Source organism: Stenotrophomonas sp. STK17_22 (assembly GCF_051983905.1).
GTDB classification, from domain to species: domain Bacteria; phylum Pseudomonadota; class Gammaproteobacteria; order Xanthomonadales; family Xanthomonadaceae; genus Stenotrophomonas; species Stenotrophomonas maltophilia_A.
This window is the reverse complement of the sequence record NZ_CP197010.1, coordinates 4,225,316-4,238,898: the sequence shown is the minus strand read 5'-3', so window position 1 is coordinate 4,238,898 and position 13,583 is coordinate 4,225,316. Positions and strand designations below refer to the sequence as shown.

At 64.8% G+C, this 13,583-nt stretch carries 11 protein-coding genes; 10 read left to right on the top strand and 1 reads right to left on the bottom strand.

All coding sequences use genetic code 11. The features are described from left to right. Positions 1-47: 47 nt before the first annotated feature. From ACSYS9_RS19790 to ACSYS9_RS19775, 4 genes are all read left to right on the top strand, one after another. The gene (locus tag ACSYS9_RS19790) at positions 48-2,210 is read left to right on the top strand and encodes a RelA/SpoT family protein (protein ID WP_019661980.1); all 2,163 of its coding nucleotides are present in this window, start codon (positions 48-50) and stop codon (positions 2,208-2,210) included. 177 nt (positions 2,211-2,387) lie between these two features. Then, complete coding sequence (locus tag ACSYS9_RS19785) at positions 2,388-2,774, top strand: RidA family protein (protein ID WP_049461736.1); 387 nt, start codon at positions 2,388-2,390, stop codon at positions 2,772-2,774. A 7-nt stretch (positions 2,775-2,781) separates the two neighbouring features. After that, a complete protein-coding gene (recG, locus tag ACSYS9_RS19780; protein WP_032127835.1) occupies positions 2,782-4,893 on the top strand; it encodes an ATP-dependent DNA helicase RecG in 2,112 nt (703 codons plus the stop codon). Positions 4,894-5,205: 312 nt separating this feature from the next. Further along, positions 5,206-6,168 carry an IS110 family transposase gene (locus ACSYS9_RS19775; protein WP_132808894.1) on the top strand — a complete coding sequence of 321 codons (963 nt, stop codon included), beginning with the start codon at positions 5,206-5,208 and terminating at the stop codon, positions 6,166-6,168. 73 nt (positions 6,169-6,241) lie between these two features. Here the strand turns inward: ACSYS9_RS19775 and ACSYS9_RS19770 are convergent, their stop codons facing one another. Beyond that, the gene (locus tag ACSYS9_RS19770; protein ID WP_071229181.1) at positions 6,242-7,570 is read right to left on the bottom strand and encodes a Fic family protein; all 1,329 of its coding nucleotides are present in this window, start codon (positions 7,568-7,570) and stop codon (positions 6,242-6,244) included. A 225-nt stretch (positions 7,571-7,795) separates the two neighbouring features. Between ACSYS9_RS19770 and ACSYS9_RS19765 the strand changes: the two genes are divergently transcribed. The 6 genes from ACSYS9_RS19765 to ACSYS9_RS19740 all read left to right on the top strand — a co-directional run bounded on the left by ACSYS9_RS19765 (position 7,796) and on the right by ACSYS9_RS19740 (position 13,562). Next, entirely contained in the window at positions 7,796-8,734 is a 939-nt protein-coding gene (locus ACSYS9_RS19765; protein ID WP_071229180.1) for a nucleoside hydrolase, read from the top strand. Positions 8,735-8,822: 88 nt separating this feature from the next. Beyond that, positions 8,823-9,065 (top strand): type B 50S ribosomal protein L31, encoded by a 243-nt coding sequence (locus ACSYS9_RS19760; RefSeq protein WP_005418951.1) that lies wholly within the window; start codon positions 8,823-8,825, stop codon positions 9,063-9,065. 296 nt (positions 9,066-9,361) lie between these two features. Then, positions 9,362-10,639 (top strand): citrate synthase, encoded by a 1,278-nt coding sequence (locus ACSYS9_RS19755; RefSeq protein ID WP_071229179.1) that lies wholly within the window; start codon positions 9,362-9,364, stop codon positions 10,637-10,639. A 344-nt stretch (positions 10,640-10,983) separates the two neighbouring features. Continuing rightward, positions 10,984-12,054, top strand: coding sequence for a hypothetical protein (locus tag ACSYS9_RS19750; RefSeq protein WP_071229178.1), 1,071 nt, complete (start codon positions 10,984-10,986; stop codon positions 12,052-12,054). Between the two features lie 298 nt (positions 12,055-12,352). Further along, positions 12,353-12,715: a NirD/YgiW/YdeI family stress tolerance protein gene (locus tag ACSYS9_RS19745; protein ID WP_081352351.1), complete on the top strand. Its 363-nt coding sequence runs from the start codon at positions 12,353-12,355 to the stop codon at positions 12,713-12,715. Positions 12,716-13,052: 337 nt separating this feature from the next. Further along, positions 13,053-13,562, top strand: a complete 510-nt coding sequence (locus ACSYS9_RS19740) for a CS1 type fimbrial major subunit (RefSeq protein WP_071229177.1) — start codon at positions 13,053-13,055, stop codon at positions 13,560-13,562. The last annotated feature ends 21 nt before the right edge of the window (positions 13,563-13,583 follow it).

Genomic DNA, 13,583 nt, shown 5'->3' with positions numbered 1-13,583 from the left:
CGCATTCAGGATTTGCCGTAAACGTCGCGCTGGAATAGGCTTCGGGCATGAACCCAGGCCCCACTGCCAAGGTCGCCGCAGCCCCCGCTGCCGCCGTACCCGACTACGTCCTCCAGCTTGAACGCGCCGCCCATTACCTGCCGCCGGAACAGCTGCCGCTGTTGCGCCGTGCCTGGGAAGTCGGAGCCGCCGCACACGCCGGGCAGACGCGCAAGTCGGGCGAGCCCTATATCACCCATCCGGTGGCCGTGGCCCAGGTGCTGGCCGAGCTCGGCTTGGACGTGGAGGCGCTGATCGCCGCGATCCTGCACGACACCATCGAAGACACCCCGCTGACCCGTGAAGCGCTGGCTGCCGAGTTCGGCGAAGCCGTGGCCGAACTGGTCGACGGCGTGACCAAGCTGGACAAGCTGAAGTTCCGCGACCGCCAGGAAGCGGCCGCCGAGAGCTTCCGCAAGATGCTGCTGGCGATGTCGCGCGACCTGCGCGTGATCATGATCAAGCTGGCCGACCGTCTGCACAACATGCGCACGCTGGGCGCGCAGAGCCGCGAAGCGCGCGGCCGCATCGCCCGCGAGACGCTGGAGATCTACGCGCCCATCGCCCAGCGCCTGGGCATGAGCCTGGTCAAGAGCGAGCTGCAGAACCTCGGCTTCAAGGCGCTGTATCCGTGGCGCCACGCGATCCTGGAAAAGCACATTCGCAGCCAGCCGGTGGTCCGCCGCGAAGCGCTGGCGCAGGTGGAAGTGCAGCTGTCGCAGCGGTTGGCGAAGGAAGGCATCGAGCACCGCCTGGTCAGCCGCATCAAGACCCCGTGGAGCATCTACAACAAGATGCGCGACGAGAACAAAACCTTCGACCAGGTGATGGACGTGTTCGGCTTCCGCCTGGTGGTGCGCAGCGTGCCCAGCTGCTACCACGCGCTGGGTTCGGTGCATGCCACGTTCAAGCCGCTGGATGGGCGTTTCCGCGATTTCATCGCCATTCCCAAGGCCAACGGTTACCAGTCGCTGCATACGGTGCTGTTCGGGCCGTATGGTTCGCCCATCGAAGTGCAGATCCGCACCGAAGAGATGGACCTGATCGCCGAACGTGGCGTGGCCGCGCACTGGACCTACAAGTTCGGCGGCGATTCACCGAACAGCGCGCAGAGCCGCGCACACGCCTGGATCGTTGAGCTGATCGACTCGCAGCGTGCCGCCGGTTCCTCGCTGGAGTTCCTCGACAACGTCAAGGTCGACCTGTTCCCGGACGAGGTCTACCTGTTCACCCCGAAGGGCAAGATCCTGGCCCTGCCGCGCAATTCCACCGCGCTGGACTTCGCCTACGCCGTGCATACCGACGTCGGCAACATGGCCGTGGCCTCGCGCGTGGACAAGAAGCTGGTGCCGTTGCGCACCAAGCTGGTGTCGGGCCAGTCGGTGGAGATCATCACCGCACGCTCGGCCACGCCGAAACCGCAGTGGCTGGAATTCGTGGTTACCAGCAAGGCGCGCACCGCCATCCGCCACCAGCTCAAGCAGCTGGAGCATGAAGACGCCGTGCAGCTCGGCCACCGCATGCTCGACCGTGCGCTGGAGGCGATGGATTCCTCGTTGGAGCGGCTGCCGAAGGGGCGCCTGGATGCGTTCCTCGCCGAGCACCGCTTCCCGCGCCTGGAGGCGCTGCTGGCCGAGGTCGCACTGGGCAACTGGATGCCGACGCAGGCTGCACAGGCGCTGATGGCCTACGCCGAACTGCGTGGCGGCCCGCATTCGCGCCACCACTCGCAGGAAAAGATCCTGATCAACGGCAGCGAGCGCGGCGTGGTCACCTTCGCCGGTTGCTGCCAGCCGATTCCCGGCGACGAGATCATGGGCTACCACACCGCCGGCAAGGGCATCGTGGTGCACCGCATGGACTGCCCGAACCTGGCCGAGCTGCGCAAGTCGCCCGAGCGCTGGGTGCCGATCGGCTGGGACACCACCGTCTCCGGCGACTACGACACCTCGCTGGTGGTGGAAGTGGAGAACGGCACCGGCGTGCTGGCGCAGCTGGCCGCGGCCATCGCGCAGAGTCACTCCAACATCGAGCGCGTGGACTATCTGGACCGCGACTTCAACGCCGCCGTGCTGGCGTTCAACATCCAGGTGCGCGACCGCAACCATCTGGCCGAAGTGATGCGCCGCCTGCGCCGCCTGTCGGTCGTGCAGTCGGTACGCCGCCAGTAACGCGAACCCGGTAGTGCCGGCCGCTGGCCGGCAACTTCGCGGTGCTTCCGACGTTCATGGATTTGCCGGCCAGCGGCCGGCACTACCGAAGCGGCGCGGTAGATCCACGCCATGCGTGGATGCGCCCCCACCCGGTACAATCACCGCTCTGTTTTCCCCCAAGCACCGGAGCGACCCATGTCCCGCCAGATCATCAACACCGAAAAGGCTCCCGCCGCCATCGGCCCGTACTCGCAGGCCGTGCGCGCCGGCAACACCGTGTATTTCTCCGGCCAGATCCCGCTCGACCCGGCTACCGGCGACGTCGTCGGCGCCGGTGACGTCGAAGCGCAGGCCCGCCGCGCCTTCGACAACCTCAAGGCCGTGGCCGAAGCCGCTGGCGGCTCGCTGGACAAGGTCGTGCGTCTGGGCCTGTACCTGACCGACCTGGGCGAGTTCGCCAAGGTCAACGCCGTCATGCAGGACTACTTCCAGGCCCCGTACCCGGCCCGTTCCACCATCGAAGTTTCCGGCCTGCCGAAGGGCGCCAACTTCGAGGTCGACGCGGTGATGGTCATCGACTGACCGCCACGTGGCACGCAAGGCGGCGGTCACCCCGGTCCTGTCACCGTCCGGCGAAGCATCCCTGGCGATGCTTGCGGGCGTGGGCCCGGCCGTGGCCGCCAAACTGCAGGCGCGTGGCCTGGCCACCCTGCAGGATCTCTGGCTTCATCTGCCGCTGCGCTATGAAGACCGGACCCGGCTGACCCGCATCGAAGACCTGCGCAACGGCGTGCCGGCGCAGGTGGAAGGGCGGGTGGTCGCGGTCGAGCGCGGCATGCGCTACCGGCCGATGCTGAAGGTCGCCGTGGAGGATGAAGGGCAGGGCACCCTGGTGCTGCGCTTCTTCCATTTCCGCCAGCAGCAGGTCGGCCAGTTCGCGGTCGGCAACCGGCTGCGCTGCTTCGGCACCCCCAAACCCGGCCATCTCGGCCTGGAAATCGTCCATCCCAGCTACCAGGTGCTGGGCCGCAATGACGATCCCGAACTCGGCGACCGCCTCGACCCGGTGTATCCCACCGTGGAAGGCGTTGGCCCGATGACCATGCGCAAGCTGATCGGCCAGGCGCTGGACCGCCTGCCCGAGGAAAGCACGCTGGAACTGCTGCCCAGCGGCTGGCTGGATGGCCTCGGCCTGCCGTCACTGCGCAGCGCGCTGCTCACTGTGCACCGGCCGCCGCCGGATGCCGATCTGGCCGCGCTGGCCGCAGGCACCCATCCGGCGCAGCGTCGTCTGGCAATGGAAGAGCTGCTGGCCCATCACCTCAGCCTGCGCCGCCAGCGCATTGCCTTGCAGGCGCACCATGCGCCGCCGCTGGCCGGCCCCGGCAAGCTGGCCAAGGCGCTGCTGAAACAGCTGCCGTTCGCGCTGACGGGTGCACAGGCGCGTGTGTTCAAGCAGATCCGCGAAGACCTCGCACGGCCCAGCCCGATGCTGCGGCTTGTGCAGGGCGACGTCGGCTCCGGCAAGACCGTGGTCGCCGCACTGGCCGCGATGCTGGCAGTCGAGCAGGGTAAGCAGGTCGCATTGGCAGCGCCCACCGAACTGCTGGCCGAACAACACCTCAACAACCTGCGCGGCTGGCTGGAACCGCTCGGCGTGCGTATCGCTTGGCTGGCCGGCAAGGTCACCGGCAAGGCGCGCGCCAAGGTGATGGAGCAGGTCGCCAACGGCGAGGCGCAGGTGGTGGTCGGCACCCACGCGCTGATGCAGGAGGCGGTGGTATTCCAGGATTTGGCCCTGGCCATCGTCGACGAACAGCACCGCTTCGGCGTGCACCAGCGGCTGGCCCTGCGCGACAAGGGCGCGGGCGGCAACAGCGTGCCGCACCAGCTGGTGATGACCGCCACGCCGATTCCACGCACGCTGGCGATGTCCGAATACGCGGATCTGGATGTCTCGGCCATCGACGAACTGCCGCCGGGCCGCACCCCGGTGCAGACCGTGGCACTCAACAACGACCGCCGTCCCGAACTGATCGAGCGCATCGCGCTGGCCTGCCAGGAAGGGCGGCAGGTGTACTGGGTGTGCACGCTCATCGAGGAAAGCGAAGAACTCGACGCCACGCCGGCACAGGCCACCTACGAATCGCTGCAGGCGCTGCTGCCGGGTGTGCGCGTGGGGCTGGTGCATGGCCGCCTGAAGGCCGCCGAGAAGCTGGCGACGATGGTGGCGTTCAAGGCCGGTGAGATCGACCTGCTGGTGGCGACCACCGTGATTGAAGTGGGCGTGGACGTACCGAATGCCTCGCTGATGGTGATCGAGAATGCCGAGCGCCTCGGCCTGGCCCAGCTGCACCAGTTGCGCGGCCGCGTGGGCCGCGGTTCGGCGGTGTCGCGCTGCGTGCTGCTGTACCAGGCGCCGCTTTCGCAGATGGCGCGCGAGCGTTTGCAGACCATGCGCGAAACCAACGATGGCTTCGTCATCGCCGAGAAGGATCTGGAGCTGCGTGGCCCGGGCGAACTGCTGGGCACCCGCCAGACCGGCCTGGCCGGTTTCCGCATTGCCGATCTGGCCCGCGACGCCGGCCTGTTGCCCGGCGTGCATGACCTGGCCGAGCGCCTGCTGGACCAGCAACCCGCGCTGGCCGATCGCGTGGTGCAGCGCTGGATCGGCACCGCCGTGCGTTACGCCTCGGCGTAATGCCGCATTGGTGGGTGTGGACCCTGGTCCACACATCCACGCATGGCGTGGATCTACTGCGCGCCGCGCGCGTGAGTCGAGCATGGCTTGTATGTTCCTCCCGGCTCCTACGCGGTATGTAGGAGCCAGGGTGGAGGGACCGTCAAGCATGCATCTGCGGATACTAGCCGACAGACGAGTCGAGCGATCCCCATCCCGCACACGAACGTCGATAAAGGATCGTACGGCCCCCAAAGGGGATCGTCGATGTAGGCAAGCTAACGTCGGTGCGGTACCACCCCAGCCCCTTAAAGATAGCTGGGAGCCGTACAAATGTCTGATTCTCTCGATATTGGCGTGGACGTGGACTCCAAGGAGTTCGTACCGGCAGTGGCCGACCGCAAGGCCGGCGACAGGATCGCCAACACCCGGGCCGGCATAGCCCAGTGGCTCAACACCTTGCCCCAGCGATGCCGGATTGGCATGGAGGCGACGGGGCGGTACTACGAGTTGTTGGCTCGGATGGCTGGCCAGGCAGGCCACGTTGTCTATGTGATCAATCCACGTCTGATCAAGCACTACGGCCGGGCGACGGGCTCGCGTGGCAAGACGGACGCCATGGACGCCGAAGCGATCGCCCGGTACGTGAAGAAGGAGAACGATCGCCTGCGTGAATACGTACCGCGTACCGATGAGCAGCAGCAGATGCACGATTTGCTGCGCAAGCGGCAGACGCTGGTAAAGACACGCGCGCGCCTGGAGCAATCCTTCGGGGTAAGCAAAAGTGCCCCCGGGGAGCTGTCAGATCTGTTCTGCGCTCTGGCTGGGACGCTGTCCGAGCTGGAAAGCGAACTGCAGCGCTTGGGTCGCGATGGAGAGCATGGCACGCTCTACAAGCGCCTGTTGACCATCCCTGGTATCGGCCCCGCCGTCGCCGCTCACCTGATTTACTACATGACGCGCTGGCCGTTGGCCAACGCCAACGCGTGGATCGCCTGCACCGGCCTGGATCCCCGGCCTAACGAGTCTGGCGGCAGAACGGGACGGCGTCGGCTGTCCAAACAGGGCGCGCCAGTGCTGCGCCAGATGCTCTACATGGCCGCCATGGGGCTCAAGCGGTGTCGTCGGGGGCAACCGCTCTACGACGAGCTGTCAAAACGCGGTCACCCCAGCACCGCCGTCTTCAACATCCTGGCCAGAAAGCTGGCCAGGATCGCCTGGGGTGTCTTCAAAAGCGGCCGGGACTTCGATCCGGCGATGCTGAAGGTGGGTCAAGCCTGCTTCCAGCAGGCTTGACCACGAACATAGGATCTCGACTCTACAGACAGCGCTTTCGATCACCTTCCCGTCATCCCCGCATGGCGTAGATCTACAGCGCCAAACGTTCCGACAGACCGGGTAGCACGAGATACTCGGACGCCTTCCCGACGCGCTCTTTGCTGACAAGCCCGGAAGCCACCAATCCGTTCAGATCCTTCAACGCGGTCGGATAGGTAATGTTGTGTGCCGCCTGGTGGCTGGCGACGGTGTAGGTCCGGTCAGGATCCTTCAGCGCGTTGGCCAGCAACGCGCGCTGACGATGATTGAGAGGCACACCGCCAAGCCGGGCGGTTCGCAGCACGCGTCGCGCTGCCTGATCCTCCGCATGCTTCCTGGCGATGTAGGCATGCAAACCCTGGATCGATTGCTCAATCGCCTCCAGTTGTTGCGCCACGAAGTAGCCAAGATCCCGGTTGTCGCTTTCGGTGTAGAGGTAGGCCCGCATGTACTTGCCTGGCGACTTCTTCAACACGCTGGAAATGGAGAAGTACTCGGTCATCCAATATCCGGCATTCATCATCGCCCAGTAGAACAGTGCGCGTGCCGTACGGCCATTGCCATCCACGAAAGGATGGTCATAGCCAATCTGGAAATGCAGTGCGATGGCTTTGGCGACAGGATGGATGAACGGTGTGCTTTCCTCATTGATGAACGTGCACAGCCGCTCGATCCGTGCGGGCACTTCCTCGGCCGGAGGAGGGATGTGCAGCAGCGTAGGTGGTGAGCCTCGATCGAAGATCGCAACGTTGTCTTCGGCGGTTCTGAAACGCCCGCTGTCGGTTGGAAGCTCCAGCGTGCCGTCGGTGAGGATGCTGTGCAGCTCCAGAATCTCGCCGGGAGTGATCGGGCGTATGCCGCGCTCGCGGATCACGTTCATTGCCACGTAGTTGTTGTAGATCATGCGCTCGGACTGGTCGCGCGGCGCACGGCCTGTGCTCAGCATTTCCTTTGCCACCGCCCGCGTGGTCGAGGCGCCCTCCAGCTGCGATGAGGTCATCGCTTCCTCGATCAGCGAGCGGATCAGGAACCGTCCTTGGCCGCTGGCAGCATCCACACCCTTCACCGAGCCTGCGGCCTCCCGATCAATGTAGTGCAGGTGCCGCTGCATTGAATCGGTAAGTGCCAGCTTGAAGGGTTGCTGCGTCTTGTCCAGCAACAGCGGTAGCGGCTTCAGCAATGCTGCGCGCGTCCACGTGATGCCCAGCCACCACTGCTCCGCGTTCAGGCCCGCCGGTGGCGCTCTGTGGCGGACTTTGTCCCAGTGCTCATAGGCGCCGTTCACCTCGGGCCCGATCCGGGCGTCCAGGATGGTACCGAAGGTCTCCATGTACTTCCGGGTGAGGGTTGCCAGATCGGGAGCTGGCGCGGGCAGCTTCATGGTTGTTTTCTATAAAATGTTCAACACTTTTTATAGCAAATGATGTTGGGCGCTCCAAGCGACCCGAACTAGAATCTGTTCATGTTCGTGAGTGCGTTGGGCGGGGGCGTTGGTGGGGGCAACGGATCCAACCCTCTCCACTACATCTTTGCCGCCGGGGCAGACCGGTATTGCAACGGTCATCATCCCGGTCCACACTTCGTTGCCGATCTGAAGACGGCAACGATGACCCACAAGATCCCCCTGTTGATCGACACCGACCCCGGTGTGGACGACGCCCTGGCCCTGCTGATGGCCTTTGCCGATGAACGGCATGACGTGGTCGCCCTGACCATCGCCGCCGGCAATGTCGGCCTGCAGTACACCGTCCGCAACGCCCTCAAGCTCTGCGACATCGTCGGCCGCGCCGACGTACCGGTGTTTGCCGGTAGCCCGGATCCGCTGCTGCATCCCTCCGTTGACGCCGCCCACGTGCATGGCCGTGACGGCTACGGCGACGTGGACCTGCCGCCGCCGAGCCGCCAGGCTGAAGCCGAGCACGCCGCACTGGCCATCCTGCGCCTGTCGCACGAGCACGCCGGTGAACTGATGCTGGTGATGCTTGGCCCGCTGACCAACCTGGCCCTGGCACTGAAGCTGGACCCGACCCTTCCCGAGCGCATCAAGCGCATCGTGGTGATGGGCGGTGCGGTCACCTGCCACGGCAACATCACCCCGGCGGCCGAATTCAACATCGCGTTCGATCCGGAAGCGGCGCACGTGGTGTTCACTTCGTTCAAGCACCTGCTGGTGTCGGACTGGGAGGCCACCGTCGCCCATGGCCTGCCGCTGCAGGATGCTGAAAAGTGGCTGCAGGCTGATTCCGATCGCGCCCGTTTCTACGAGCTGATCTCGCGCAAGACCCGTGGCCTGTCCGAAGACAGCAAGGGCGGCCGCTGGTACACCGCCGACGCGGTCGCCATGGCCTGGGCGCTGAACCCGGAAGGGCAGCAGCAGGTCGAATCACGGCCGCTGAACGTGGAGCTGAACGGCACGTTCAGCCGCGGCGCCACCATCGTCGACTGGAACCGCCAGACCGGCCAGCCGGACAACTGCGATCTGCTGATGGCCTACGACCAGCAGCGTTTCGAGGCCCTGGTACGCCAGGCCCTGGGCGCGGACTGAAGCCGATCGACCGGCACCGGTTGCCCCGGGCGGCAACCGGTGCTTATAATGCCGCTCTTGACCACCAGCCCATTTACGGTGTGAGCCCATGAAGGCCGATATCCATCCGAACTACCGCGACGTCGTCTTCCATGACGTCACCTCCGATTTCAAGTTCCTGACCCGCTCGACCATGGGCACGAAGGAAACCATCCAGTGGGAAGACGGCAACGAATACCCGCTGGTCAAGGTTGAAATTTCCTCTGCTTCGCACCCGTTCTACACGGGCAAGCACAAGGTCATCGACACCTCGGGCCGTATCGACAAGTTCCAGAAGCGCTACGCGCGCTGATCTGTCGATCCAGCTTCGAACCGACGGCCGCGCTCTGCGCGGCCGTTTGTTTTTCCCCAACGCCAACCCAACAGGCGTTTGGATGGACGGAACACTGCGTTCGTGTGACAACACTTTTGCCGATCCGGGCCGCTCAACGGCCGGCGTCTGGCCGCCTGTCGTATACGACTTCTGTCTAGCGCCGGGCAAATGCTGCTGTGCGATAATGACCTGATCCCCGGCACAGGCCGAGGACGTCATTCACGTGCCTGACCAATGCGCTTGGGCAGGCGCCTTCCCATGAAGGAGCGCACACAGTGTCCGATCTTGATCAGGTCACGCTCAACGCCGGCGATAAGTCGGTCGTTCTGCCCGTCATCAAACCCACCCTTGGCAACGACTGCGTCGACATCGCGAAGCTGACCAAGGAAACGGGGTATTTCACCTACGATTCCGGCTTCACCGCGACGGCCAGCTGCAAGTCCGCCATCACCTACATCGACGGCGACAAGGGCGTGCTGCTGTACCGCGGCTACCCGATCGAACAGCTGTCGGAAAAGTCGAGCTACGTCGAAGTGGCCTACCTGCTGATCAACGGCGAGCGCCCGAGCGCCGAGCAGCTGAAGGCCTTCACCGACGAGCTGGCGGCTGAAGCCAACGTCGATCCGTCGATCAACACCCTGATCGGCAGCTTCGCCAAGGATGCTCATCCGATGGCCATCCTGACCGCCGCCATCGCGCAGCTGTCGGGCATCTACCACGCCTCGCTGGACCTGTCCGACGCCGAACAGCGTCGCCAGGCCGCTGTGCGCCTGATCGCCAAGGTGCCGACCCTGTCGGCGCTGATCTACCGCCACGGCAAGGGCCTGCCGGCCAACAAGCCGGACACCTCGCTGGACTACGTCAGCCGCTTCCTGAAGCAGACCTTCGAGTCGGCTGATGGCCAGTACGATCTGAACCCGGACGTGGTCAAGGCGCTGGACCTGCTGTTCATCCTGCACGCCGACCACGAGCAGAACGCCTCGACCTCGACCGTGCGCCTGGTCGGCTCGACCGGTGCCAACCCGTACGCGTCGGTCGCCGCTGGCGTCACCGCGCTGTGGGGTCCGGCCCACGGCGGTGCCAACGAAGCCGTGCTGAAGATGCTGGAAGAGATCGGCAGCGCTGACAACGTCGAGTCCGCCGTGGTCAAGGCCAAGGACAAGACCTCCGGCTTCCGCCTGATGGGCTTCGGCCACCGCGTCTACAAGAACTTCGATCCGCGCGCCAAGGTCATCGGCGAGATGACCAGCAAGGTGCTCAAGCAGCTGGGCGTGCAGGATCCGCTGCTGGACGTGGCCGTGAAGCTGGAACAGGCCGCGCTGCAGGACGAGTACTTCGTCGCCCGCAAGCTGTACCCGAACGTCGATTTCTACAGCGGCATCATCTACAAGGCGCTGCAGATCCCGACCGAAATGTTCACCGTCATGTTCGCCCTGGGCCGTACCTCCGGCTGGGTCTCGCATTGGCTGGAACAGCAGGTTGACCCGGAAATGAAGATCGGCCGTCCGCGCCAGGTCTACACCGGCAGCGACGTGCGCGACTACCAGGGCTGATCGCCCGCGTAGGTTGTGCCGAGAACGCCCCGCATCCGCGGGGCGTTTTTTTGCTTCGGCTCTGGTAGCTGCCAACCTTGGTTGGCACGCTTTCGACACTCGTGAAAAATCATCCACGCATGGCGTGGATCTACTTTGTCCTCGCCCTTGGTTGGCACGCTTCCCCATCCACGCATGGCATGGATCTACCGCGTTCCCGCTTTTTGGTAGGTGCCAACCTTGGTTGGCACGCTCTTCACCGCGCCAAGACCGCGTGATTCAAGGGTCTCGCCAGCTTCACAAGCGCTCGCGCAGCCTCAGGACGCCAGCTGCATCCGCAGCATCTGATCCGGAGCGTCCGTCCCATGAGTACCCGATTCGACCCACCCGAGCGCGGCCCGCTCGGCCCTGACGTCGCCACTGTCGTCGCCGCCCCCATCGTTGCCCCGCCAAGCGAAAGCGCCGTGTCCTGGGGTGCAATCTTCGCCGGTGCCGCCGCCGCCGCCGCGTTGTCCCTCATCCTGCTGATTCTCGGCGTGGGCCTGGGGCTGTCCTCGGTGTCGCCGTGGTCGTTTGAAGGCGTCAGCAAGGAAACCTTCGGTTGGTCCAGCATCATCTGGCTCACCTTCACCGCGCTGGCGGCTTCGGGTCTGGGTGGCTATCTGGCAGGACGCCTGCGTACCAAGTGGACGCAGATCCATGGCGATGAAACCTACTTCCGCGATACCGCACATGGCTTCGTGTCGTGGGCGGTGGCCACGCTGCTCACCGCCGGTCTGCTCACCTCGGCCATCGGCGGCGTACTCGGCACGGGCGCGAAAGTGGCCGGTGCCACTGCAGGCGCCGCTGCCTCCACGGCAGGCGTTGCCGCCGCGAGTGCCGGTAGCGCCGCCTCGGCTGCGCCGGAAGGCGACCTCAACTACTGGGTGGACTCGCTGTTCCGAAGTGCCACCAGCGCAGGGCCGTCTGATCCTGCAACGCCGCCTCCGCCGGGTGCGCCGATGGATCCGAATGCGGCCCCGTCGCCGCCGGTCGCAAGCGTCGGCCCGCGCGACGCGCGCATGGCCGCACCGCCGCGTCCGATGCCAGGCAATGGCCCGGTGGCTGACCGCCGTGAAGTGCGTGCCGAGGTGAATCGCATCATCGTCAACAGTCTGCAGGGAGATGGCCTGGATCCGGCCGACACCCAGTACCTGTCCCAGCTGATCGCGCGCGAGACCGGCATGAGTCAGGCCGAAGCGCAGGCGCGCGTGACCGATGTGCAGACGCGCATGCGTGCTGCGCTGGAGAAGGCCAAGAACACTGCCAAGCAGGCGGCCGACGATGCCCGCAAGGCAGCAGCGTATGCCGCGCTGTGGCTGTTCATCACGCTGCTGATCGGCGCGTTCTTCGCCAGCCTCAGCGCCACCTGGGGCGGCCGCCGTCGCGACCTGTAACCCCGTTCCATGCAAGGAGACCTGCCATGAAAATGATTCTGCTCTGGTTGTTGGGCGTACCGATTCCGCTGCTGATCCTGTACGCGATCTTCTTCTGATCACGCGCCAACGCGAAGTCCACGCATGCGTGGATGGGTATTTGTAGAGTCGAGCCGTGCTCGACTCTACAAAACCTTGCTTCAGGATCTGAACGAATTCTGACACTGAGTGTCGCTTTCACATCTCTCGGATCTATTGCATAGGCATCACATCCGGGGCGATAGAACCTGAGGGCACTTACTCAGCCACGGAGAACACCATGAACCGACTGCTTGCCATTGCCCTCATCGCCACGCCGCTCACCCTGTTGAGCCCGCAGGGGTTTGCGCAGTACACCGGCCCAGGCGCAGGAGTCGCTGCCAGCACCGTGGCCGATGCGCGCGCCCAGCGGGATGACCACCCGGTGGTGCTGCGTGGCACCCTGGTCGCCAAGCTTGGCCACGAGCGTTACCAGTTCCGCGACGCCAGTGGCCAGATCGAAGTGGAGATCGATGACGACGACCTGCCGCCGCAGGCCATCGGTGCGGACACCGTGGTGGAACTGCACGGCAAGGTCGACACGCATCGGCTCAAACCGACCGACATCGATGTTGATCGCGTGACCGTGGTGCCCGCAGGCTGAGGCTCGCGGCAGCCGAGCATGGGCTCGGCTCTACAGTAGAGCCACGCCGCGCGTGGATGGCGTGGAAATGACCGGAGAAGCTGTCTCTACAAAGGCGATGCAATGAGGTTTTTTGCATTCAACGAATGAGGGAAATTGCATAACCCTCAAACATTGAGCGCCTTCAAGAATCCTTCTTAACGTTCAACGTTTTAGGAATGCTTGAATGGCCTGCAGGACAATGGGTTCCTAACATTCTCTCCGTCGCCCGTAACCACCTCTGCGGGCGGCGCCTCCCTCCCTTTCTCCTTAGGGGAGGGGGGCTTTCTCATTCCCCCTTGTCCGAGAGAGACAACCCATGAACGCCATTCTCAAGAAGGCCGCGCTCGCTGCAGCGCTGGCTACGGCTTCGCTGTCCGCGCACGCCGTGGAAACCAAGATCACCGTCTATGCCGACGTCGACCCGACCCTGGCCCTGCTGCGTGATGACGGCAGCGCACTGCCGGACGCCGTCACCCTGACCCACGATCCGCTGCGTGGCCTGATTCCGGATACCCAGCACGTGCGCATCCACTCCAACGATGACGCCGCCGATATCGAAGCCAAGATTGGTGGTGCATTCGTGCTGGCCAACGGTGACGGTACGGTCACCGTGCCGATGAAGGTCAGCCTCAACGGTCGCGATCTGGGCCTGACCCCGATTGAGTACGCTGCGGCCGATCTGTTCACCGGTGCCGGCTCCACCCCGGGCGCGTCGATCTCGATGCCGCTGGTCATCGCCCAGACCGCTCCGGCACCGCTGACCACCCAAGGTCGCTACACCGGCGTCGTCAATATCGTGCTGAACCAAAAAGCCACCACGCCGTAATCCCCGCGCCGGCCCGCACGC

What these genes read in the sequence shown, in the direction of transcription:
- ACSYS9_RS19790 (WP_019661980.1), top strand. Translation starts at nt 48, where the DNA reads ATGAACCCAGGCCCCACTGCCAAGGTCGCCGCAGCCCCCGCTGCCGCC.
- ACSYS9_RS19785 (WP_049461736.1), top strand. Translation starts at nt 2,388, where the DNA reads ATGTCCCGCCAGATCATCAACACCGAAAAGGCTCCCGCCGCCATCGGC.
- ACSYS9_RS19775 (WP_132808894.1), top strand. Translation starts at nt 5,206, where the DNA reads ATGTCTGATTCTCTCGATATTGGCGTGGACGTGGACTCCAAGGAGTTC.
- ACSYS9_RS19770 (WP_071229181.1), bottom strand. Translation starts at nt 7,570, where the DNA reads ATGAAGCTGCCCGCGCCAGCTCCCGATCTGGCAACCCTCACCCGGAAG.
- ACSYS9_RS19765 (WP_071229180.1), top strand. Translation starts at nt 7,796, where the DNA reads ATGACCCACAAGATCCCCCTGTTGATCGACACCGACCCCGGTGTGGAC.
- ACSYS9_RS19760 (WP_005418951.1), top strand. Translation starts at nt 8,823, where the DNA reads ATGAAGGCCGATATCCATCCGAACTACCGCGACGTCGTCTTCCATGAC.
- ACSYS9_RS19750 (WP_071229178.1), top strand. Translation starts at nt 10,984, where the DNA reads ATGAGTACCCGATTCGACCCACCCGAGCGCGGCCCGCTCGGCCCTGAC.
- ACSYS9_RS19745 (WP_081352351.1), top strand. Translation starts at nt 12,353, where the DNA reads ATGAACCGACTGCTTGCCATTGCCCTCATCGCCACGCCGCTCACCCTG.
- ACSYS9_RS19740 (WP_071229177.1), top strand. Translation starts at nt 13,053, where the DNA reads ATGAACGCCATTCTCAAGAAGGCCGCGCTCGCTGCAGCGCTGGCTACG.